Origin of the sequence: Dysgonomonas mossii DSM 22836 (assembly GCF_000213575.1) — a bacterium.
Lineage (GTDB): Bacteria > Bacteroidota > Bacteroidia > Bacteroidales > Dysgonomonadaceae > Dysgonomonas > Dysgonomonas mossii.
Map to the genome: position 1 here is coordinate 390,843 of NZ_GL892005.1, position 21,269 is coordinate 412,111.

The 21,269-nt window shown below is 38.4% G+C and carries 19 protein-coding genes; 3 read left to right on the plus strand and 16 right to left on the minus strand.

The features are described from left to right. Positions 1-7 precede the first annotated feature (7 nt). From porL to porN, 3 genes are read left to right on the plus strand one after another with little or no spacing between them, the layout of a single operon-like run. Positions 8-895, plus strand: a complete 888-nt coding sequence (gene porL / locus HMPREF9456_RS05280; protein ID WP_006842438.1) for a type IX secretion system motor protein PorL/GldL — start codon at positions 8-10, stop codon at positions 893-895. 53 nt (positions 896-948) lie between these two features. Further along, positions 949-2,517, plus strand: a complete 1,569-nt coding sequence (porM, locus tag HMPREF9456_RS05285; protein ID WP_006842439.1) for a type IX secretion system motor protein PorM/GldM — start codon at positions 949-951, stop codon at positions 2,515-2,517. A gap of 21 nt (positions 2,518-2,538) precedes the next feature. Further along, complete coding sequence (porN, locus tag HMPREF9456_RS05290; RefSeq protein WP_006842440.1) at positions 2,539-3,411, plus strand: type IX secretion system ring subunit PorN/GldN; 873 nt, start codon at positions 2,539-2,541, stop codon at positions 3,409-3,411. A gap of 240 nt (positions 3,412-3,651) precedes the next feature. Here the strand turns inward: porN and HMPREF9456_RS05295 are convergent, their stop codons facing one another. The 16 genes from HMPREF9456_RS05295 to HMPREF9456_RS05370 all read right to left on the minus strand — a co-directional run bounded on the left by HMPREF9456_RS05295 (position 3,652) and on the right by HMPREF9456_RS05370 (position 21,265). Further along, on the minus strand, positions 3,652-5,022 hold the full coding sequence (locus HMPREF9456_RS05295; protein WP_006842441.1) for an alpha-amylase family glycosyl hydrolase: 1,371 nt from the start codon (positions 5,020-5,022) through the stop codon (positions 3,652-3,654). Positions 5,023-5,057: 35 nt separating this feature from the next. Then, positions 5,058-6,395: an SLC45 family MFS transporter gene (locus tag HMPREF9456_RS05300; protein ID WP_006842442.1), complete on the minus strand. Its 1,338-nt coding sequence runs from the start codon at positions 6,393-6,395 to the stop codon at positions 5,058-5,060. A 34-nt stretch (positions 6,396-6,429) separates the two neighbouring features. Beyond that, positions 6,430-7,455 carry a LacI family DNA-binding transcriptional regulator gene (locus HMPREF9456_RS05305; RefSeq protein ID WP_006842443.1) on the minus strand — a complete coding sequence of 342 codons (1,026 nt, stop codon included), beginning with the start codon at positions 7,453-7,455 and terminating at the stop codon, positions 6,430-6,432. Positions 7,456-7,491: 36 nt separating this feature from the next. Next, positions 7,492-9,336 (minus strand): glycoside hydrolase family 13 protein, encoded by a 1,845-nt coding sequence (locus HMPREF9456_RS05310; RefSeq protein WP_006842444.1) that lies wholly within the window; start codon positions 9,334-9,336, stop codon positions 7,492-7,494. 22 nt (positions 9,337-9,358) lie between these two features. Continuing rightward, positions 9,359-12,025, minus strand: coding sequence for a 4-alpha-glucanotransferase (locus HMPREF9456_RS05315; protein WP_006842445.1), 2,667 nt, complete (start codon positions 12,023-12,025; stop codon positions 9,359-9,361). A gap of 235 nt (positions 12,026-12,260) precedes the next feature. Next, positions 12,261-13,805 carry a 4Fe-4S binding protein gene (locus HMPREF9456_RS05320; RefSeq protein ID WP_006842446.1) on the minus strand — a complete coding sequence of 515 codons (1,545 nt, stop codon included), beginning with the start codon at positions 13,803-13,805 and terminating at the stop codon, positions 12,261-12,263. Between the two features lie 21 nt (positions 13,806-13,826). Next, the gene (locus HMPREF9456_RS05325; RefSeq protein WP_006842447.1) at positions 13,827-14,765 is read right to left on the minus strand and encodes a DUF362 domain-containing protein; all 939 of its coding nucleotides are present in this window, start codon (positions 14,763-14,765) and stop codon (positions 13,827-13,829) included. Positions 14,766-14,794: 29 nt separating this feature from the next. Then, a complete protein-coding gene (locus HMPREF9456_RS05330) occupies positions 14,795-16,696 on the minus strand; it encodes a TonB-dependent receptor plug domain-containing protein (RefSeq protein ID WP_006842448.1) in 1,902 nt (633 codons plus the stop codon). Between the two features lie 6 nt (positions 16,697-16,702). After that, a complete protein-coding gene (locus HMPREF9456_RS05335; RefSeq protein ID WP_006842449.1) occupies positions 16,703-17,104 on the minus strand; it encodes a phosphoribosyltransferase in 402 nt (133 codons plus the stop codon). A 9-nt stretch (positions 17,105-17,113) separates the two neighbouring features. Further along, a complete protein-coding gene (locus tag HMPREF9456_RS05340; protein WP_006842450.1) occupies positions 17,114-17,623 on the minus strand; it encodes a hypothetical protein in 510 nt (169 codons plus the stop codon). 328 nt (positions 17,624-17,951) lie between these two features. Next, on the minus strand, positions 17,952-18,590 hold the full coding sequence (gene pdxH, locus HMPREF9456_RS05345) for a pyridoxamine 5'-phosphate oxidase (protein WP_006842451.1): 639 nt from the start codon (positions 18,588-18,590) through the stop codon (positions 17,952-17,954). Positions 18,591-18,966: 376 nt separating this feature from the next. After that, the gene (locus HMPREF9456_RS05350; RefSeq protein WP_006842452.1) at positions 18,967-19,311 is read right to left on the minus strand and encodes a DUF2023 family protein; all 345 of its coding nucleotides are present in this window, start codon (positions 19,309-19,311) and stop codon (positions 18,967-18,969) included. Between the two features lie 14 nt (positions 19,312-19,325). Continuing rightward, positions 19,326-19,826 (minus strand): flavodoxin FldA, encoded by a 501-nt coding sequence (fldA, locus tag HMPREF9456_RS05355; RefSeq protein ID WP_006842453.1) that lies wholly within the window; start codon positions 19,824-19,826, stop codon positions 19,326-19,328. Between the two features lie 213 nt (positions 19,827-20,039). Continuing rightward, a complete protein-coding gene (rpmA, locus tag HMPREF9456_RS05360) occupies positions 20,040-20,303 on the minus strand; it encodes a 50S ribosomal protein L27 (RefSeq protein WP_006842455.1) in 264 nt (87 codons plus the stop codon). Between the two features lie 20 nt (positions 20,304-20,323). Further along, positions 20,324-20,635: a 50S ribosomal protein L21 gene (gene rplU / locus HMPREF9456_RS05365; protein WP_006842456.1), complete on the minus strand. Its 312-nt coding sequence runs from the start codon at positions 20,633-20,635 to the stop codon at positions 20,324-20,326. Between the two features lie 129 nt (positions 20,636-20,764). After that, positions 20,765-21,265: a hypothetical protein gene (locus HMPREF9456_RS05370; protein WP_006842457.1), complete on the minus strand. Its 501-nt coding sequence runs from the start codon at positions 21,263-21,265 to the stop codon at positions 20,765-20,767. Between the last annotated feature and the right edge of the window lie 4 nt (positions 21,266-21,269).

Sequence of the window (21,269 nt, forward strand, 5' to 3'; positions counted from 1 at the left end):
TCTCAATATGGGAAAAGCGTGGCATAGTTTTAGGCTATTTATTGCAAGTAGAAGAGGACAGACAGTGTTTAATATTCTTTATAGTTGGGGTGCTGCTGTAGTTATCCTGGGGGCAATGTTTAAAATTATGCATGTACCGGCAGGGAACATCGTTCTAATGATCGGAATGATTGTCGAAGTTATTGTTTTTATTGCCGCAGGGTTCGACTATTCATCACCATCAAGTGATGAAGTAGGAGCGAATGCTTTATCCGGAGTAATAGTAAGTGGTGGGGTTGGATATGACGAATCCCCTTCTAATATAAAACTAGCAGAGACAAGGAAATCCGGAGATTCTATAAAATCCTCCGGAGTTTCCGGCTCTTCGGTAGTTGTTCTTGGCGGTTCGGGTGCTTCGGGAGGAAATGGAGTAACAGCTGTATCTGGCAGTGGTTCATTTTCATCATCTTCTACAGGGCAACCTTCTGCTGCTCGTACGGGTTCGGCAGATTATGGACAGAGTGCGGCAAATACAGCTCAGAATTTAGAAGAATTCTCCATTACAATTAACTCGTTGAATGAGGCTTCTCAGAAACTGTTGAAAGCATACAATCAAATCACCGAAACAAATGGTTTTGTAGACAATCTCACTACGTTAAATCAGAATGTGAGTGGTTTGAATGATGTCTTTAATGCACAATTACAGACTATAACTGAACAAATGTCGGCTATCAGATATATCAATGACAGTTTGGCAAGGATGAAGAATTTATATGATGGAGCTATTGGTGATAGTTACATGTTCAGAGAAGAGTCTGCGAAAATGACAAAACATATTGAGGCTTTGAACAATGTATATGCTCGTTTATTACAAGCTATGACAACGAATAACAATCCAAACCAACCTAAATTCTAAAATAATCGGAGAAATAGAAAACAGAATTAGAAACCTAAAGAAGAGAATATAAAATGGCTTTAAGTAAAGGGCAATTGACAAGGCAGAAGATGATTAATCTCATGTATCTGGTGTTTATTGCGATGCTAGCTCTAAATGTTTCTACCGAGGTATTGGATGGATTTGTGATGATTAATGATAATATTCAGGAATCTATAGCCGTCACAGATGAAAGAAATAAGCATATATACGCCGATATAGCCGCTTCTTATGAGACTAACAGAGACAAAACTCAGGACTCATATAATAGGGCACAAAGTGTAAAGGCTAAGACCGATTCTATTTTCGATTACTTGCAGTATCTGAAACTGGAGATTGCAAAAAAGAGCGATGGTGCAGATGCTGATATAAATAATTTGAAATCGAAAGATAATCTCGATGCTTCTTCCGAAGTAATGATTTCGCCGGTGGGTGGTCAGGGAAAGAAGCTGAAAAAGATATTGGATGCGTATAGGGAAGCTATGGTAGCGCAGATTCCTGACGAGAGCAAACGTAAGATCGTAAGCAGTACTTTATCTACTGAACCTTCTGCAAGAGCGAAGAAGGATCATAAAGATTGGATAACATCGTCTTTTGACGGGATGCCAAGTATTGCTGTTCTGACTTTCCTTTCGGAATTGCAAATGAATGTGAAGCAGGCCGAGGGAGAAGTTTTGAATGATCTTGCTAAAAATATCGACTTGAAAGATATTCGTGTCAATGAACTGAGTGCGTTTGTTGTTCCGCAGTCAAATATGGTGATGAAAGGTGTTCCTTACAAAGCCAATATTATAATGGCGGCAGTAGATACAACACAACGGCCTCGTATTGTAATAAATGGTAAAGAGTTACCAACCGCGAAAAATGGTTTATATGAGGTCGGTACGGGAGTTTCGGGTACATATAAATTCGATGGATTTATCGAACTAATGGATAGAAGCGGATTGCCTGTAAAACGTAATTTCTCTCAAGAATATACAGTAATGGAACCTATGGCCACAGTAGCGCCATTCTGGATGGATGTGCTATATGCCGGAGTTCAGAACATGCTGACTATTGCTGTGCCGGGTGTAGCCAGCCAGGACGTACAGGCTACAGTGGTAAGTGGAGGGACATTAACTCCTTCGGGCAAAGATTGGGTTGCTGTACCTTCTCCATCTCAGATAGGTCAGAAGTTTATCATTTCTGTATCTGCAAAGGTGAATGGAACACAACAATTTATAGCAAGGAAGGAATTGAGGATTCGTCCGTTGCCGGAACCATTAGCGTTTATTTCATATACAGATCAGAACGGTGCACCTAAAGTTTTTAGAAAAGGGGTTATAGCCAGATCTATACTGTTGGGTACACAAGGTATAAAAGCTTCTATCGATGATGGTATTCTGAATATTCCATTTCAGGTTTTGAGTTTCAGAACAATGTCTGTAGACGCTATGGGAAATGTTACACCCGAAATGTCAAGCGGAGCTAATTTCTCATCCCGTCAGATAGAACAGATGCGAAAAATGACTAGAGGTACAATTTTAATAATATCAGGGATAAAAGCCAAAGGCCCCGATGGTATAGAAAGAGATCTATACCCAATGGAAGTAAGAATTAATTAATTAACACAAAATACACATCCTATGAAATATATTGTTTCATTAATGTTGGGTGGACTGCTCTCGGCAAGTTCACTCTTTGCACAAAACTCAGCAAATAACGAATTCAGAATGATGAATGGCGCACCTGTCACATCGTCCACAGAAGATATGATTACAGAGATTTCGTCCAGAGAACTTTTTCTTATGGAGAATTCGATGAATGATTACTCGTCTGCTACATGGACTAGAGATATATACAGGGAAGTATATGATGTAGAAGGTAACGAATCTTTGTTTTATCCAACAGTTTCAACCGAAAAGCGTGCTAATTTGTTTTCTCTTCTTATTAATCTTTTGTCAGATAATACAATTGCTGCATATAAATTTGAAGATCAACCCGACTTCAACGATGATAGTAAATTTACAGCAAAAGAGGTAATGGATCAGAATCGCATTGGATATACAGTAAATGACAATCGTACACTTACCATAAAAAGAGAAGATTTGGCGAATATGCAAATCACTTGTTACCTTGTAAAGGAAAAATGGTATTATGATATCGCAACAGGAAAAGGTGACGTGCGTGTAGAAGCGATTTGCCCTGTAATTTGCGATAGAGGAAGAGAATATCCGATGTTTTGGGTAATGTTTGACGATATTAGTGTATATCTCGCCAGAGCGATATCTCCTGTGGCTGTGGCTAATGTTACTCCGGTATTGAGCAATGCATCTTTTTACGATATCTTCAGAAACAGATATTATAGAGGATGTATATACCGTGTAGGAGTGCGAGACTTAGCGAAGTATTTTACTACTCCTGAAAGTCTTACAAAAGAACGCAAACGTATTGAAAGTGAACTTGACTTTGTACAATCTCGTTTTGATGCTGTGGCTACAGCTCATCAGAAGAATTAGAATATAAATCGTATATAACCGAATTGAAGGGGTTATCCGTATGGATACCCCTTTTCTTTTGCTGTTTTTTTGTGCAAATTAAGTTATAAAAAGGAATTATTATCGCATTCGCTCTTATCTGTTTTTATTACAGAGTAAAAAAAAGTACCAAGAATTTTTGTATTATATATTTATATACAAGGAAAAAGCTTAAAAGTTTCCTCTTAAGCTTTCTTTGTGAATAAATATAAGTAAATCTGATTATTTTGGTCTTACAAATACTTTATACTCCCATGCCTTTAGAGATTGGGGTAATTGCGGAACATTTACTCCTGCAAAATAATCGGTATAGCTGCCTCGTCCTATAGCGTCATTGCTGGTATACTTGATGTCTTTGTTCGATAGGTTGAGCATTACAACGATTTCCTGACCTGCTCTTTCTCTTGAATAAATCAGCAGCTCCTTATTGGCAGAAGTATTATATTTCTTGAATGTGCCACCCAGTCCTGCTTGTAATGCAGGATGTGTATGTTTTAGCTGGTTTAGCTTCTTATAGAACTGTGTTGTGCTATTTTCTGCCCACGAAGGAACCATATCTTTTTCGAAGAATGACAAGCGTTTTTTGAGTCCTACTTCCTGACCGGTATATATCATCGGCATACCATTCAACGTGTAGGTAAGAACAGCAAACGCTTCAACACCTTTTCCGTAGCGTTCAAACTCTGTTCCATTCCATGAATTTTCATCATGGTTTGTTAAGAAGAGCATTTTATAAGCGTCCGGACACATTATCGTATCCAGCTTTTGGATATATGATGTAATATCTTCTGCACTCTTTGTTCCTTTGTTTACATCAGCCATCATGTGCATCAACTCCCATGAGTAGTTTGCATCAAATGCGTGTTCCAGTAAATCATAATTTTCGGATTCAGCAAGCATAAATACAGGCTTGATGCTATCTAAAGTTTTACGTGCATCGTTCCAGAAATCGGTAGGTACTTCATGAGCCATATCGCACCGATATCCATCTATATTGAAATCCTTTATCCAGTATTTCAGGGCATCTGTCATTGCGGCTCTCATATCTTTATTGTCATAATTCAGTTCGTAGGTATCAGTCCAGTCATACGGGCTTTTGATATTACCAAGACTATCTTTCATATACCAGTCAGGATGTTCTGTAGTCCAGGCATTGTCGCAACCGGTATGATTCGCAACCCAGTCTAGTATTACTTTAAAGCCCATCTCATGCGCTTTATCTACCAGCTTTTTGAAATCCTCTTTTGTACCAAATTCAGGGTTGATATCTTTATAGTCTCTTACAGCATAGTAACTTCCGAGTGTACCTTTTCTATTCTTTTCCGAAATAGGATGTACAGGCATAAACCAAAGCACGTCTACACCCAGCTCTTTGAGTCGGGGAAGATGTTGTTCGAAAGCAGCAAAGGTTCCCTCTTTGGTATACTGCCTTACGTTAACTTCATATATTACGGCGTTTCTAGTCCAATCCAAGTGTTTGACTGTGCACTTCTCTTCTTGTTGCACCCCAGAGCTTTCTGTTTGAGGTTTTGGTTTACACGAATAGCAGGTGAGGGCTATTAATGTGATTACAAATAATAATTTATTCTTCATAAATATTTATTCTTTCAGATAATTATATTTTCTAATTATTTAGCAGATTCGGGTTTAAGTTCTTTATGTGAGTCTTCGACAAAGGATACCGATATAGCAGCCAAAAGCATGGCTATCCCTGCAACCACCAGCATCATTATAGAGCTGCCGCCAACTACATGTTTTAATATAAGCCCGCCTGTCAGCCCCGCTACGATCTGAGGTATGGTAATCGTTGCATTAAAGATTCCCATGTATAAGCCCATTTTGCTAGCCGGTAACACGGCTGATAGTATAGCGTAAGGCATAGCCAGAATGCTTGCCCAAGCAATACCGACACCTACCATAGAAATAAGTAACAAGTATTTGTCTTCAAACACATACATAGACATCAGACCTAAAGCACCGAGCAGTAATGAAAAAGAATATACTTTTTTACGACCGAGCTTATCAGCGATTTTAGCCATGAAAATAGCAAAGATAGCGGCAAAGATACCGTATACGCCACTTAATACGCCATTCCAGTTTCCGGCTTCGTTATATGCCGCAGATAGAGGGTCTGTTGTATGCCACACATTCTCCGCAATTCCGCCGATTGCATACACCCACATGATGAAGAGCGCAAACCATGAGAAAAACTGTACTATAGCCAGTTGTAACATCGTCTTTGGTGTGGCCTTGAGTACATCAATAAAAGATTTCTTTTGTTTTTCTTCTTCTGTTATATTATTATATTCTTCGTACTCTTTCGGGGCATATTCTTTGACACGGATACTTGTCCATAACACTGTCAGTAAAAGTGCCGAACCTCCTATATAGAAAGACCAGATAACAGAAGGAGCAACCTTTTCCCCGGCACCCGGAATATTCTGGATACCTATCCAAGTTAGAATAAATGGAAGAAACGATCCAACTACAGCTCCGATATTTGTAAGGAAGCTTTGAGTTGAATATCCTAGATTGCGTTGTTTGTCATTCACCATATCGCCAACCAAAGAGCGGAATGGCTGCATAGAAACATTAAAGGCACAATCCATGAACAATAACATAAATGCTCCAAAAAAGACAGGAGGCATAATGGCTGCGACAAATTCCGAATTTGGCATAAAGAACATGGCAATGGCCGAAACTATGGCTCCTCCCAAAATAAATGGAATACGACGCCCTAAGCGTGTCCACGTGCGGTCGCTCGACATGCCGATGATCGGCTGTACAATGAGCCCGGCAATAGGGGCAGCCAGCCAAAATAATGGAAGATGATGGGGGTCAGCACCTAAAGCTGATAAGATACGGCTAGTTTGAGAACTTTGTAAAGAATATCCGATTTGTATTCCTAAGAATCCGAAACTGAGGTTCCAGATTTGCCAAAATGTTAGATTTGGTTTTTGTTTCATGGTTTGTCCGATTATCTAAATAAACTTATTGTTATTAGCCATCAGACAAATTACGTGTTGTCTGCCTGACAATTAATGAAGTTTTTATTATTTTGTTTTTCCTTGAGGTATTCTCAGGGTTTTCTATTTTTTCTAGAATTAGTTTCATCGCCTCCATTCCGACTTCTATGGGGTGTTGATCCATAGTTGTTAACATGGGGTCGGTATCTTGAGATATATTAGAATTCGAAAATCCACAGATAGAGATTTCTTCAGGAACCTTGAATCCTAACTTTTTACAAGCAAGTAATATTCCCGAAGCCGTATAATCATTCATTGCCATAAAAGCATCAGGATGATTGGGTTCTTGCAAGATCTCCATTGCTCTTTCATACCCGAGCTGTTTTGTGTCTGCGGTACGTATCAGTTGTTCATCAACAGGTATTTGATACTTTCTAAGAGCATCCAAATAACCATTTTTCCTGTTTTTCGAAATTTCAAGATGTGAAGGAGCCGAAAAGAAGGCTATACGCTTACAGCCTGTTTTGATCATATAATCTACAGCAGTAAGTGTTCCGTTGTAGTCGTCCACCACTACTTTATCTGAATCGATTCCGGTACAAATCCTATCGAAGAAGATGACGGGAATATCATTGTCTATCAGCTCTTGAAAATGATCGTATTTTGTTGTTGTCTTCGACTGAGAGATTAAAATTCCACAGACTCGTGCCTTTATTAGTGTTTGTACATTCCTGGCTTCCTTTTTATAGTCTTCAAGCGATTGGCAAACAATTACATGGTAATCTTTTTCTTCAGCCACTGTTTCCATTCCAGAAAGGACACCCGAAAAAAAGTGATTAGCAAGTTCAGGTACAATAACTCCAATAATATTGTTGTGTTGAGTTCTGAGACTTAAAGCCAACGCATTTGGCTTATACTTATGCTTTTTTGCATAATCCTGTACTATTCTCCGTGTTTCAGGGCTAATGTCCGGATTATCTTTCAACGCCCTCGATACTGTCGAGGGCGATATATTAAGATCCTTTGCAATATCTTTAATAGTAAGAGGCCCTTTTTTCATGTACTAGAATTTTGATGATACTTTCTATAAAAGTAATCAAAATTCTAATATAAAGACACTTCTTGGTTTAATTGTTAACGTCTCACCATCCAAGTTTATAATATTTTCACTGATAATGTCTTTAGCCTTATTTTTAGGTAGTATTTCTTTATAAGTAGCCAGATTGATTGTCTTTTCACTATCCGAACCACTTAATATAACAACTACTGATTTTCCATTATACTTACGCTCGTAAACGTAAACGCCGTTGGTTGGAGCAAAATGCTTTAGAGTCCCTTTTGCTATTGTTTCATTTCCTTTGCGCCAGTTTAATATCTTCTTCATGTAATCGAAAGCCTCGTTCTGCAGAGCTGTTCTTTTATTCGCTTTAAACATATTCACCGCATCACCTTGCCATCCACCGGGGAAGTCGCGACGAAGATATCCATCACCTTCACTTTTGTCTGCCGCCATTAATATTTCTGTACCGTAATATATTTCAGGTATGCCGCGGGTAGTGAGCAGAAAAGCAATAGCTTGTTTGTATCTGTTAAGATTTGATGTTTGCTTTTCATTTTTGAAGAAGCGGGATGTATCATGATTGTCAAGGAATATTAATAGGTCATGAGTGTTTTCATAAACGATATCTTGCCCTAAATATTCATATATACGTGCTAGACCCAAATCCCAAGTTGTTTCTTCGTCAAAGGCTTTCTCCATCACAGACAATAGAGGGAAATCCATGACACTGCGAAGATTAGAATTTCTTGGTGCAGCCAGCTTACTGTCTTTTTGCCAGAAAGCAATAGCTACATTGTTGTTTAACCAAGTTTCGCCTACAATATTGAAGTCAGGATATTCCTCTGTAACTTCTTTACACCAGCGAGACATCATATCGTAATCGGCATAAGGATGAGTATCCTGACGAATACCGTCGATACCACTGTATTCTATCCACCAGATACTATTTTGAATGAGGTATTTTGCTACATGCTCGTTACGCTGGTTGAAGTCGGGCATAGATTCTACAAACCATCCGTCAATTGCCAGTTTTTTGTCTGCTGCTGAAGCATAGGGGTCATGTTGCGTTGTCGTCTTATAAGATGTTTGAACGTATTTGTCTGGATAATTAAACCAGTCTCTGGACGGCTTATCTGTGAATAAGTAATGTTCACTTCCACAGTGGTTAAATATCATATCCATAACTACTTTCATACCCTTCGCATGAGTCTTGTCTACAAGATCAACAAATTCTTGGTTAGAACCAAAACGACGGTCTACTTTGTAGTAGTCGGTAGATGCATATCCATGATAAGAACCTTCGGGCATGTCGTTTTCCAGTACAGGATTGAACCAGATCGCTGTTACGCCTAGGTCATGTATATAATCCAGATTATCGGCTACCCCTTTGAAGTCTCCGCCATGGCGGGCATATTGTTGATTTCTATCTACTTTGGTTTCACGCATTCCCGGAATCACATCATTTGTAGGGTCTCCATTCGCAAATCGATCCGGCATGATGAGATATAAAACATCACTGGAGTTAAATCCAACTCTTTCGGAAGAGCCTGCTTTACGTTGTTTAATCTCATAAGGAATAACTTTCTTTTCTTTACCTTGTTGTAAGATAATATCAAATTTCTCAGGTTGGGCATTCGAAAGATCTAAATATAAAATAAGGTAGTTAGGATTTTCAAGCTTTACAGTTTCTTTTATTCTGGCCGTTTTGGAAGTAATACTTACATCACATTTAGATATATTATTTCCGTGAATCAGCACTTGCAGTTCGGGGTTTTTCATTCCCGCCCACCAGAAAGCCGGATCTACAGTCTTTATATCAATTGCTAGAATTGATTGACTTACAAAAACAAGAAGTAATAAAATTAAACAGTTTCTTTTCATCGGTATATTTATATATATAGGTTTATTCTCTTCCGGATGATTTTACCATCTCTTTTACATGTGCATTATATTCTTCGGCATCTAATAATTCCTCCAGACTGAGGTGCATGCGATATCTCCAATAATGTTGTGCAATCGCCGGAATGTTTATACGTTCTTCTTCCGGATTCTCTCTTTTCAGCTTATCATCTATAGATAGCCAATCTTGAAGAGGAAGGATGGCTAGCATTGAAGGAGAGTTTAAGTGATTGGTTACAATCTGCGAGCAGATCTCAGAATTACAGTCTTGCGGAGCTGCTCCGTTTTTCCATAATATTTGATTGTAATACTTCTGCGTTGTTTCTCTGTTTTCGTTCCACCATGCTCTTATCGGAGCCATGTCATGAGTAGATGTAGTACAAACACTCATATATGGTAAGTTGCCCAGATAGTTGAAAGCCATATCTTTTACTTTAGGCATACGTTCTATCTCCAGACTGAGTATTTGCAACTCGTTCATTACAGAAGGAACAGATTCAGGAACCATCCCAAGGTCTTCCCCACATACAAGCATGCGTGTAGAAGCTATAAGGCTAGGCAATTTGCTCATGGCTTGCTCTCTCCAGAATTGGGAGTGACGGCGATAGAAGAATTCGTCATAAAGCCTGTTGAACGCAAGCTTAGCATTATTGTCCAGATCGGCATACGAATGGGTGTACTGTGCAGTAATACGTGGATGATATTTCCAAGGTTCACGTTTATCTTTAATAAACAGAACTTCGTTGCATAAACTGTACAGACCGTTTCTTATAACATTGCTTTTATTATCGGTCTTATTTTCAAATAGAGCTTTAATTTTCACTTGTGTATTGCAAGAGTCTTTCAATTTGAAAGTTTGCCAAGCAATCGGAGTTAAATATCTATCAATAACATCTTGAGTATATTCCCCAAATACATCATTCAGAAAATGTTCGTGAATATAAGGACTGGTCATTCTATACTCATCAAACCACATACCCCACGATTGTATTTCTTCCACGGTCATAGGTATGGCAGGGCTAAAATACCCTAGAAGACCTTGTACCGATGATAGAGGTATTTCCCAAATACGGAAAAATCCTAATATATGGTCAATACGATATGCGTCGAAATAATCGGCCATTTTTCGGAAACGCTTTACCCACCATTGGTAGCCGTCTTTTGCCATTTCATCCCAATTGTATGTAGGGAATCCCCAGTTTTGACCGAAAAATGAGAAATCATCAGGTGGAGCACCTGTTTGTACATCGAGGTTGAACAAATGAGGTTCTACCCATGCTTCAACACTGTTGCGGCTTATACCGATAGGTATATCACCTTTTAATACAACTTCATGTTGATGGGCATACTCTTTTACTTCCTTTAACTGTATATGTAGCAGATATTGAGTAAAGCAAAGCATCTCTACGCTTTCTTTTGCTTCTTTATTTGATTTTATAAATGCAGTTAACTTCTTTTTATCAAAAGCGTTTTGGGTTTTCCATAAAGAGAAGTTTGCCGTTTTGTACACATCACGGAAGTACGAAAAACAAGCATAAGGGAACAGCCATTCTTCATTCTGCTTATAGAAAGTGAGATAGTCTTTACTTTTGAGCGTTGACGTTCCGATCTCTTTAAATAAATCTTTTATATATGACGACTTAAGGGCTAGAACCTTATCATAGTCTATTTCTTTTAATGCATTTAGCTCTTTAGCTTCACTTTCGTATTTCTTATATAATTCATCATCCTTGAGCGGATAGCTCTTTAGACCTAAATAGATAGGGTGGAGAGCATAAATAGATATCGCATTATATGGGTACGAATCGATCCATGTGTGTGTGATTGTTGTATCGTTGATCGGTAATATTTGTATGATTTTTTGCCCCGTAAGGGTCGACCAATCAACCATTTTTTTGAGGTCGGAAAATTCACCTATCCCAAAGCTATCGTTTGACCGTAGCGAGAATACAGGGATAGATACCCCGGCAGCTTTCCAACTCATCCATTCGTGGCGATAGTCAAGTGCCTCTACTCTTACTGTATCTTCCTTTTCGGTGATGGGAGAGAGTACTCTATTTGACCCTTTTTCCCAATGAATTATCTTTTTCTCTGAATTATCGTATATAGCTAATTTATACTCCTGGGGAGTTTTTACTGAAGTCGCATTGATTACCACTTGCCATTCTCCAAAATTAGCGGGAGTAAGATGTATGGCCTTTTCAATATTCCATTCGCCTAATCCTTTTGACGAACCGGAAAGAATCATCGTTTGATTTTTCTTTATATATGGACAATTTACTTTGAGCAAAATAGTTTTTTTGTAATACTTCAATTTTGAAGCATTATCATGATGGAAAAAGCTTTCCGAAAATCCTGAAGTATAAAGATATCTTTGAGATGGAACTCCACGCCATGAATCCAATACATCGAAAGTCTTGCTTGCATCTAATAATAACGTATGAGGATCTCCCCATTCTTGGGCAGTAACTACTTTATTTTCTTTTACGATATAGCGGTATTCTATAGATGTATCATTTGTTTCGAAGTCAACAATCCATTCACTTGAAGAGATACATGTCATTTTCAGAGCCTTCTTCTCGTCCCAGTTGCCTAACTCGGGGCAAGATCCGCAGACATAGATATTTTGTCCCCAGACAGTATGATAGTCGATATGTAACTTTATTTTCATGTTGCAGTTTTTATGGTTATAGATTAATGGTCTTTTTATGCAAAAGAGTATATCTGCTAAACAAAACTACATATTAAAGTATGATACTATGGCTTTAGAGGATTGTTTTTTTATGAAAATGATTTGCAAACGATTGCATTAGAACATAAAAAGCACAGAATCAGTTCTGTGCTTTCAATGCTTTTGTTGACTATTATTGAGGTTGAAAATGTTTTCCGATCTTTTCGAATTGTGATCAGAAGCCGAAACCATCAATGACAACGTCTTCTTTCTTTTCTTCCTTAAAAGCTTTACGCTGTTTATGCTCCTTATTTCCTTCCACGTATATTGCTCTGTATGGGCGAACCGGGCAAATATATTCACAGCCGCCACAACCAACACAGATGTCGGGGGTGATGAATGGGATAGTTAACCCTTCGTGACCTTCGTACGGGATCATCGTTACGGCTTGAGTAGGGCAGTGTTCTGCACAGGCTCCGCAATTTGTCCCTTCGGTATGGACTACACATATATCTTCGTGAAAAGTTACACGTCCAATTTGAGTCATGTGTTTTTCTTCCATCGTAAGTGATTTTAGAGCATGACTTGGGCAAACATCAGAGCAAACAGTACAATTGTAATTGCAAAAACCCTTATCGTAGTTCATCATAGGTTGCATCATTCCCCCTAAACCATATTCCATAAAGGCCGGCTTGATAATTTTTGATGGGCATCGGCTGATGCAAAGATGACATGCTGTACAGTGCTCTAGTAAATGCTCTACACTTACCGCACCCGGAGGACAAATCGCATTCTTGCGGATGTACTTATCATTACCGATCAACTCGGCAGCTTTGTTTTGGGCATACGCAGCAGGAACTGCTATCGCTGTGGTGAGTCCGGAAAAAATAAATTGTCTTTTACTCTTATCTGTTTTATTCTTTGCTTCGGGAGTAATTGCATGTTGTTTCTTGAAAGATGGAGAAAATGTAATTGCATTTTTTGAGCAACTGCTTAAGCAATTGAAACAGTCTACACAACGAGTATAATCAACAGCGTGATTTTTGCTGTCGATACACGAGGCCTTACATTTCGTAGCACACGAACCACAACTGTTACACAAACTTTCGTTTATCCTGATTTTAAACAAGGAAAACTTGCTTAAGAATCCCAATACTGTGCCTACCGGACAGATCGTGTTACAATATGTTCTTCCATATCTCCAAGCAAAAAAGCCGATAGTAAAGAATGTAATCAACGCCACAATAAAAGAAAATAGGCTAAGCATGACTATTTCTACTTTATAGAAAGTATAATTACCAAAGCTTGTAAAAATAGATTCTAAAACATTGTTACCTCCCATATAAACCGGGCGAAATGCATTCGAGATAATTCTTCCCCATGCACTGTAAGGATCGATTAGTCCAAGTAGGATAGGGAATCCAGCGAAGAAGGCGATAATTGTCGCACCGAGAACAGTCCAGCGAAGAATGTTTCTTGCTTTACTGTAATTGTAGCGTTTCTTTTTCTTTGAGAATAAGCGTCGTTTAGAAAACCAGCTTACGATGTCCTGATAAATTCCCATTGGGCATATAGACGAACAGTAAATACGTCCGAAAAATAAGGTTAGGATAGCTAAAAAAACAAGGATAATAAAACTACCTCCCAGTATTGCGGGAACTAATTGTATCTGAGCTAACCAATGAAAGCTTTCGGGGAGTAAAGCTGCAAAGTCTAGAAAATATAATGTTATGAGAGTGAATATCACAATAGATATCCCAACTCGCAAGTACTTGAGCATTTGATGATAGTTATAGTTTAATTATATTTTTATTCTCTTGATGTTCAGTTTTTCAATATCCATCGTCCCCAGTTTCAGCTTTTGTCCGTTAGCCAAGTGTCCTACATGGTCGAGAGGCATCTCACGTACCTGACCAAAAAATTTGGTAGCGGCAGTATCTACTGCAACAATATCTTGTGAGACGAACAATCCCTTTGTAGTTACCACATCGGAGGCTGATCTTCCCTGAGGTCCGTTTGTTTTCACGATACGGTATGCGTCCACTACATTCAATACCGGTTTTTTAGAATATGTACACACATCGGCGATACATTGTTGCAATCCGCTTGCATGAAATATTCTTCTGTCCCATACAATGCCCATGTAGTTTTTCATCGAGATAGTCAGATTCGCTCCTCCATGATGTTTCAGTACGGGTACGTTGATCCACGCATCGCAGTCGAGAATGGCTTGGTGTATCTTTGTGCTTTTCAAGGTAACACCGTTAGGCAGGGACACATCTTTATAGTATGACTCCTCATGAGCAGGCACAACCTTTGCTCCAGCGGTTTTTGCAGCAGCTTCTATCCCGCTATTTTTGTAGCATTTGAGCCAGTCGTCACAGGTATGGTCAAATACAGTAACTTCTTTAGCTCCGGCAGCAAAGCATTGTCGAACAATCTCGCTTACGAGCTTTGGGTTCGTATTTCCGGCAAGCTCGGGAGCCTTGTCCCATCCAATGTTGGGCTTAACTACAACTTTATATCCTTTCTTTATAAACTTGCTCATACCTCCCATTTCCGAGATGGCACGTTTAAACATAGCGTCAGGTTCTCCGCCCATTACGGCTACCATATCCACCGGCTTACCTGTTTGAGTGTTTTCAAGCGTTTGGGCCAGTACGTCCATCCCTGCGCTTGTCTTTATTGTTGCTGCAGCACCGGTGATCGCTATTGCTCTTAGAAAATTTCGTCTGTCCATAGTTAATCTTTATTTAATAAAACCTTATTTTAAAATCTTAAATTGATACCGCCAAACACTGTTGCTCTAGGCATGGGGTATCCTGCATTTACTTCATAGTTCTGAGCCAGAAGGTTTTCTCCTCTCACAAATATTTCGAGCATACTTATAGGCTTGTAAGCTGCTCTGACATTCCATAGTGTAAACGTTTCTTTTTTTGCCTCTGTTTTTGTTGCTTTGTTCTCAAGCACAGTATACAGCCCATCTATAAATTGGATACCTGTAGATAACATCCATTTGTTATACGAATAATTTACCCCTGCATATAATTTATGTTCGGGAGATGCCAGAACTTTATATTTCATATGCAAGAAGCTGTAATTTGCAGACAAACTTACATGTGGGGCTACCCTGTATTGAGTTGCAAATTCTAGACCATAGTTTTTTATCTTTCCTGTATTTACATTCAATGGCTTGTTGTTTACCATCACGGTCTGTATGCTGTTACTGCCGTCTATATAATACAAACTCAGATCAAAATTTAATGCTCTGTTAAGTAACTTTTGGAATACTGATATTTCATAGTTCATCAACCGCTCGGCCTTTAAGTCCGGATTCTGAGGAGGGAACATGTACATTTCGCGTATAGTAGGATTGCGGAAACCTTTACTCACGATTCCTTTTATTATTGTATTCTCCGTAGCTATATAACTCACTCCGGCTTGTGGAATGTATTCTGTTCCGGTAATGGCATGATGATCTACTCTTATCCCTGCATTTAGTACTACTTTAGAAGCCAGCATTTGTTGGAAGTTTATATATCCTGCAACTTCATTTACGCTTTTTCTGGCTATGTCTGCATCTTCTCTATTATCGAGAAACTTGTTCCATGCATGTCCTCCGAAATGCTGAAAATCGAATCCTGCGGTTGTTTGGTTTCCTTTAAAGAAGCTGTAGTTTTGGTAGAGGGTAATACCTACCATCTTATCGTTCGACCTGAATCTATAATCTTTGGCTTCTCCTGTAGGCGGATATCCGTCATTGATCTTGTGCGAGCCAAAGTTGTAATAGAATTTAAGAGCTCCTGATGTTTTCTCGTAGTTGTTTTCAAGAGAGAATGATGTTACTCCACGAGTAATATCGGCATCATTATCGATGACAGGACTATTCACTGCTCCGGGGTTTGAGGCTTTGAAATTAGTCAAATCAAGATCGATAAATGTTTTCCAATTAGTAGTGAAATCATAACCAACTTTTGCATATCCGCTATATTGCTCAAAATCCATGTTTTCTCGCTGTCCGTCCGAACGATTGTAGCTTAGAGATACGTAGCTGTTAAACTTACCCGAGCGAATAGCATTATTCGCCTCTGTACTAAGTGTGTTGTATGAGCCGTACATAGCTCTGAAGTTTGTCTTCACTCCATCTTGTAGTTGCTTCTTGGTAATAATGTTGATCACCCCACCCATTGCATTCGACCCGTACAAAACGGATGCCGGACCACGCACTACTTCTACTCGTTCTGCCATTAATGACTGATACGAATCGGCTAAGGGGTGTCCCATCAACCCCATATATTGTGGGTGTCCGTCTATTAACATCAGCATCTGTGTGGTAGGGCTTCCACCTATACCACGTATTGTAATTCCTCCGGCAGATCCTGCCGCAACACCGTAACCCATAATGCTTCGTGAAGTAATAAATAAGCCGGGTACTTCTTCTGTAATGATAGGTAATAATGATTGTTCAAATCGACTTTCGATTTGCTTACTTCCCACTATGCTTACACTCATCGGGAGATTGTTAATATTTACAGCCGGACGAGTTCCGGTGACGATAACATCTCCTAGCTGGATAGAATCCCGTGGTATTGAAATCGGATTGTTGTCTATGGCGTAAGTAAGTTGGACAAATAATAAAACAGAAGCAATTGTACTAATTGTTTTTTTCATTCATTTTTATAATAGCCACGGAAACTTGAAGCAATCTTCATCATATAGGGCATAATCTGCTTTTCCATTTACCGCGAATGTTTTAACCAGTTTGGCACCTTCGAGCAACTTACATGCCAACGCCAGAGATGCGCCCGTCTTCACTCTGTCTTCTACCAGCAATATAGATTTACCTTTGAAGTCGAAGTCGATGGGTGCTATCAATTGCGGACTTTCATATTTGGGCTTTTGATAAGCGTCGCGTAGGTTTATTTTTAACAGATGGATATTGACATTTAGCCTTTGATTGAGAATAGCAGCAGGTATTATCCCGCCGTTAGCTATAGCGACAATCATATCGAACTTTTCGTGAAAAGCAATGTCGCGGAAGCGTTCCAACACTTTCGCAAAAGACTTGTTGTTAGACATTTTTGTATCTTATATTTTAGCGATAGCTTTCAATAAAGCATACCCCCCGAATATTTGTATTAACATTCCCGGAATACCAATACGGAAATCTTGTACTGCTATAAAGAAATCTTTTACGATAGCCCATTCTATCAATGTACCTACTATCTGATACGCCAAAACAGCCGCAATTATGCCTAACAGAGAAATTTTCCCGAGTCGATGTGCTGCATAAGCTGCTGCTCCTGCTAATAAGGTAGACTTGATTAGGATGACAGGGAGTAAAGCCACAGGAGGCATTCCAAATAAAGCGCTATTAATAAGTGGAGATAGTATTGCAGTTAACAAGCCAACTCGTAGACCGTATTTGTATGCTGCTATCAGCGTGAAAAAGTATATAGGGAGCCAGGTTAAGCCTCCACCAGGTATCAAATGGCACATTTGAGGAAGTGCAATGTTTCCGACAACGAATAACAGTGCAAACAAATATGTTTTAATCTCTTTGTAAGTTAAGGAATAAAGTTTTACTGTTGTTTCCATAATTATAGCAAATTAAAGTATATGTAATTATTTATTTTATTCGTTGTCCTTTTCCGGATACCTGAGCCGGAATAAATATAAGTTTATGTAAAATAATGAGGAGTGTTATTTTATCTTACTGGCATTCTCTATATTGGTGTTAACGAATACAATACTAAAAATAATTATTGAAACGAACAAATATTATAATATCTTTTCACTTTTAGACATAACGATATAGTATCAGCATAAAAATAGAAATTAATAATCAAACCTTCTATAATATCTGATAAAATATTTTTTCTTCTCGGAGCTTAATGCATAGATATTTTAGTATATCTATTTTAACTTATGGCGCGAGACGCTCAACTTCCCAAGCCCCATCTTCAAGTACATATTGTATTCTGTCGTGCAGCCTGTTGCTGCGTCCTTGCCAGAATTCTATAAGATAAGGTTTAACAATATATCCTCCCCAGTTTTGAGGGCGAACTATATTTTTGTCTTTAAATTTAGATTCATATTCTTTAATCAATCCCTCCAAGTATTTTCTGTCGGGTATCGCTCGGCTTTGGGGTGATGCCCACGCTCCCAACTTGCTCTTTGCCGGACGGACTTCGAAGTAAGAGTCTGATTCTGCATCTGAAGTTTTTTCAACAATACCTTCTATTCTTACTTGTCTTTCCAATTCATTCCAAACAAAAGTTAGAGCACAGTACTTGTTTAGTGTAATTTGATATGCTTTCTTGCTATCATAATTAGTGAAAAAAACGAATCCTTGAGGTTTAATCTGCTTGAGTAGTATCATACGCGAAGATGGTTTTCCGTCGGGAGTAGCTGTTGCCAGATTCATCGCATTTGGTTCAAGTGCTTTCGCTATAATAGCTTCGTTAAGCCATTGCTCGAACATATCCATTGGGTCGGATAAGACATCGCTCTCGTCTAGGGTTTTTAAAGTAAAATCTCTTCGTATATTAAATAAATCTGTCATAAATTATGGTTAAAATAGTAGTGAGCTTATTATTGTATATATAAGATAACAAAAAAGCAGTCTTTTTGTTGTTTTTTCTTTCTTTTTGGTTTTTAAAATTTTGATAGATAGTTTGTTGTGTTTTTATTTCGCTCTTTGTTTATTTTCTTTTTTTTGTTAAAAGGTGACAACCAACGGTCACAGGAGCGAAGCGTATGTAAAGGTGACACATTTTACGTCCTTTTATCTTGTCACTTTTCCACTTAAATATTCGTAAATATTATTTGCGGAAAGCTTGTGTATAATAGATAATAGTTGTGGATAAAAATGAAAAATCCTCACTGACATCACGTCTGCGAGGATCTAGATCAACTAAAAAAACTATCCAATAGAAAAGTTATGCCAAACAAAGTGTATTAATACTTTTCTTTTGTCTCTTGCTGTATCTGTTGCATTGTTCACAGACACTATATCCTAATAATATTCCTAATATAAAATCTTCTTCAGGCGTTAATAAGTTTAACGGCTTGTCTCCACATATTGCGTTAGCTACTAAGAGGCATTCCTCCTTGCCGAAAAAGACATTTATATTACCGTTTTTCAGATGGCTTATTTTGTAATTAATCGAGTTTTTCCCCAATTTCCATCTCACTTTATCTTCATATTCTCCGGGTAGTGTACAGAGTACCAAGCTGCGCACTCCTTTTTTGTATTCGTAAATCAGGTGAAAGAAAACACGCATATTGATCTACTTTGTTAAATTGCTTTTTTAAGATCTTCTGTCCAGATTGCAATGCGTTGATCTGTAAGGTTCGACTCGTTGTCGTTATCGATGAGCAAACCAAGAAATTCGCCGTCGACAACAGATTCAGAACTGTCGAAGGTATATCCCTCTGTGCTTACCTTACCGATTAGCTCGCAACCTTTACCCTTTATTACGCTGTATATTTTTGATAAAGCGTCGCCAAATGTATCGCTATATGAAGATGAATCACCACAACCAAACAGGGCTACTTTTTTACCATTCAGATCGGCAGCCTTTACTTTGTCGATATAGTATTCCCAATCGTCTTGAAGGTCACCCAATCCTAATGTTGAAGAACCGAATAATATTATGTCGTAAGCTGAAAAGTCTGTATTCGCCTTTGATACATCATGTAAGTCAGCCTTGCTTACTTCCAGTTTTTTTGCTATTTCTTCCGCTACTTCTTGTGTGTTGCCTGTTGTTGAGCCGTAGTATATTCCTATTTTTGACATTCTGATGAATTTAAAATGATTAAATATCTAATTTTCTGTTTACAAAGTAATGACAACCAATAAATGTATACAATACCAAGTAATAATGATATTTATGTCACTTTTTCATTATTTATAAGTAGGAATTATCGGATGATGGAAGATTATCAGTTATATAAACAAAAAAAGCAGCCTGATACTCAGACTGCTTTCTCTATGTTTTAAACTTGTTTCTTAAGCTTCTGCTTTAGGAAGTACAGAAACAAATGATCTGTCGTTTCTTTTTTTGCGGAAAACCACTGTACCATCTACAAGAGCAAATAGAGTATGGTCTTTACCAATACCTACGTTTTCTCCCGGATGATGAGTTGTTCCTCTTTGACGAACTATGATGTTTCCTGCTTTTACAACTTCTCCACCAAATGCTTTAACGCCCAATCGTTTACTTTCCGATTCACGGCCGTTTTTCGAACTACCTACACCTTTCTTGTGTGCCATTGTCTTCTGTTTTTAACTGATTAAGCAATAATTTCTTTTACTATAACTTCTGAAAATTGTTGACGGTGACCGTTTAGTTTACGGTGTCCTTTTCTTCTTTTCTTGTGGAAAATAAGAACTTTATCACCTTTTGCTTGAGAAACAACCTCAAGAACTACTTTTGCGCCATCTACAGTCGGTGTACCTACTGTTACTGTGCCGCCGTTGTCAACTAATAATACTTTGTCGAACTCAACTGTTGAGCCATTTTCTGCATTGATTCTATGAACAAACAACTTTTGGTCTTTTTCAACTTTCATTTGTTGTCCTTGAATGTCTACAATTACGTACATCTGTTTTGTTATTTACAGGTTATGTGCCTGAGGCGAACCGTTTTATATACAGTTTCTTGTTAGCCTATTAGCAATCGGGTGGCAAAGATAATCAATCGCTACTAAAAATTCAAATATTTGTAGAAAAGATTATCGTATTTCTTTGATTTTTAATTCACCTGTCAAGTCATTAGGGATTGTTGCGGGGTCTACTCCCATAATGGTAACGATGTTTCTAATGTCTTGTGAGGTTACTTTACGATAGGTAGTGAGGGTGTTAGGCGTTATAAGGTATTTACTAGCCGCTGTGCCTCCATGCAATGAACTTTGTATAAATATAGAGTCTCCTTTAACCTCGTATGCGTCGGTAGACTCACTGATAAGTCCGTCAGAGCCCGAAGATCCTTTTTTTCTGATCGTAGTTTTTACATTTAATTCTGTAAAAGCTCTGGTTGTTTGATTTTCTTTTAAGTCCAGACTGAAAACAGTATTTAGCATATTGTCAAAGCTGGAATCGGATGTTTTTATTGTCTGCTCGCGCATTAGCCACTCACCCTGTAAGGTTACGGCTTCCTCCTCGTTGTCTCCGCATGATGTCATCAAAGTGCAGGCGGTCAGTAAAATTGTTAAGGATAGTATAAAATTCTTCATTGTA

Excerpts from the sequence above, each read along its gene's own strand:
- HMPREF9456_RS05325 (WP_006842447.1), bottom strand. The coding sequence starts at position 14,765 with ATGGACAGACGAAATTTTCTAAGAGCAATAGCGATCACCGGTGCTGCA.
- rpmA (WP_006842455.1), bottom strand. The coding sequence starts at position 20,303 with ATGGCACACAAGAAAGGTGTAGGTAGTTCGAAAAACGGCCGTGAATCG.
- HMPREF9456_RS05315 (WP_006842445.1), bottom strand. The coding sequence starts at position 12,025 with ATGAAAATAAAGTTACATATCGACTATCATACTGTCTGGGGACAAAAT.
- HMPREF9456_RS05320 (WP_006842446.1), bottom strand. The coding sequence starts at position 13,805 with ATGCTCAAGTACTTGCGAGTTGGGATATCTATTGTGATATTCACTCTC.
- HMPREF9456_RS05305 (WP_006842443.1), bottom strand. The coding sequence starts at position 7,455 with ATGAAAAAAGGGCCTCTTACTATTAAAGATATTGCAAAGGATCTTAAT.
- HMPREF9456_RS05330 (WP_006842448.1), bottom strand. The coding sequence starts at position 16,696 with ATGAAAAAAACAATTAGTACAATTGCTTCTGTTTTATTATTTGTCCAA.
- HMPREF9456_RS05295 (WP_006842441.1), bottom strand. The coding sequence starts at position 5,022 with ATGAAGAATAAATTATTATTTGTAATCACATTAATAGCCCTCACCTGC.
- HMPREF9456_RS05310 (WP_006842444.1), bottom strand. The coding sequence starts at position 9,336 with ATGAAAAGAAACTGTTTAATTTTATTACTTCTTGTTTTTGTAAGTCAA.
- porN (WP_006842440.1), top strand. The coding sequence starts at position 2,539 with ATGAAATATATTGTTTCATTAATGTTGGGTGGACTGCTCTCGGCAAGT.
- porM (WP_006842439.1), top strand. The coding sequence starts at position 949 with ATGGCTTTAAGTAAAGGGCAATTGACAAGGCAGAAGATGATTAATCTC.
- HMPREF9456_RS05335 (WP_006842449.1), bottom strand. The coding sequence starts at position 17,104 with ATGTCTAACAACAAGTCTTTTGCGAAAGTGTTGGAACGCTTCCGCGAC.
- fldA (WP_006842453.1), bottom strand. The coding sequence starts at position 19,826 with ATGTCAAAAATAGGAATATACTACGGCTCAACAACAGGCAACACACAA.
- porL (WP_006842438.1), top strand. The coding sequence starts at position 8 with ATGGGAAAAGCGTGGCATAGTTTTAGGCTATTTATTGCAAGTAGAAGA.
- HMPREF9456_RS05370 (WP_006842457.1), bottom strand. The coding sequence starts at position 21,265 with ATGAAGAATTTTATACTATCCTTAACAATTTTACTGACCGCCTGCACT.
- HMPREF9456_RS05340 (WP_006842450.1), bottom strand. The coding sequence starts at position 17,623 with ATGGAAACAACAGTAAAACTTTATTCCTTAACTTACAAAGAGATTAAA.
- HMPREF9456_RS05300 (WP_006842442.1), bottom strand. The coding sequence starts at position 6,395 with ATGAAACAAAAACCAAATCTAACATTTTGGCAAATCTGGAACCTCAGT.
- pdxH (WP_006842451.1), bottom strand. The coding sequence starts at position 18,590 with ATGACAGATTTATTTAATATACGAAGAGATTTTACTTTAAAAACCCTA.
- HMPREF9456_RS05350 (WP_006842452.1), bottom strand. The coding sequence starts at position 19,311 with ATGCGTGTTTTCTTTCACCTGATTTACGAATACAAAAAAGGAGTGCGC.
- rplU (WP_006842456.1), bottom strand. The coding sequence starts at position 20,635 with ATGTACGTAATTGTAGACATTCAAGGACAACAAATGAAAGTTGAAAAA.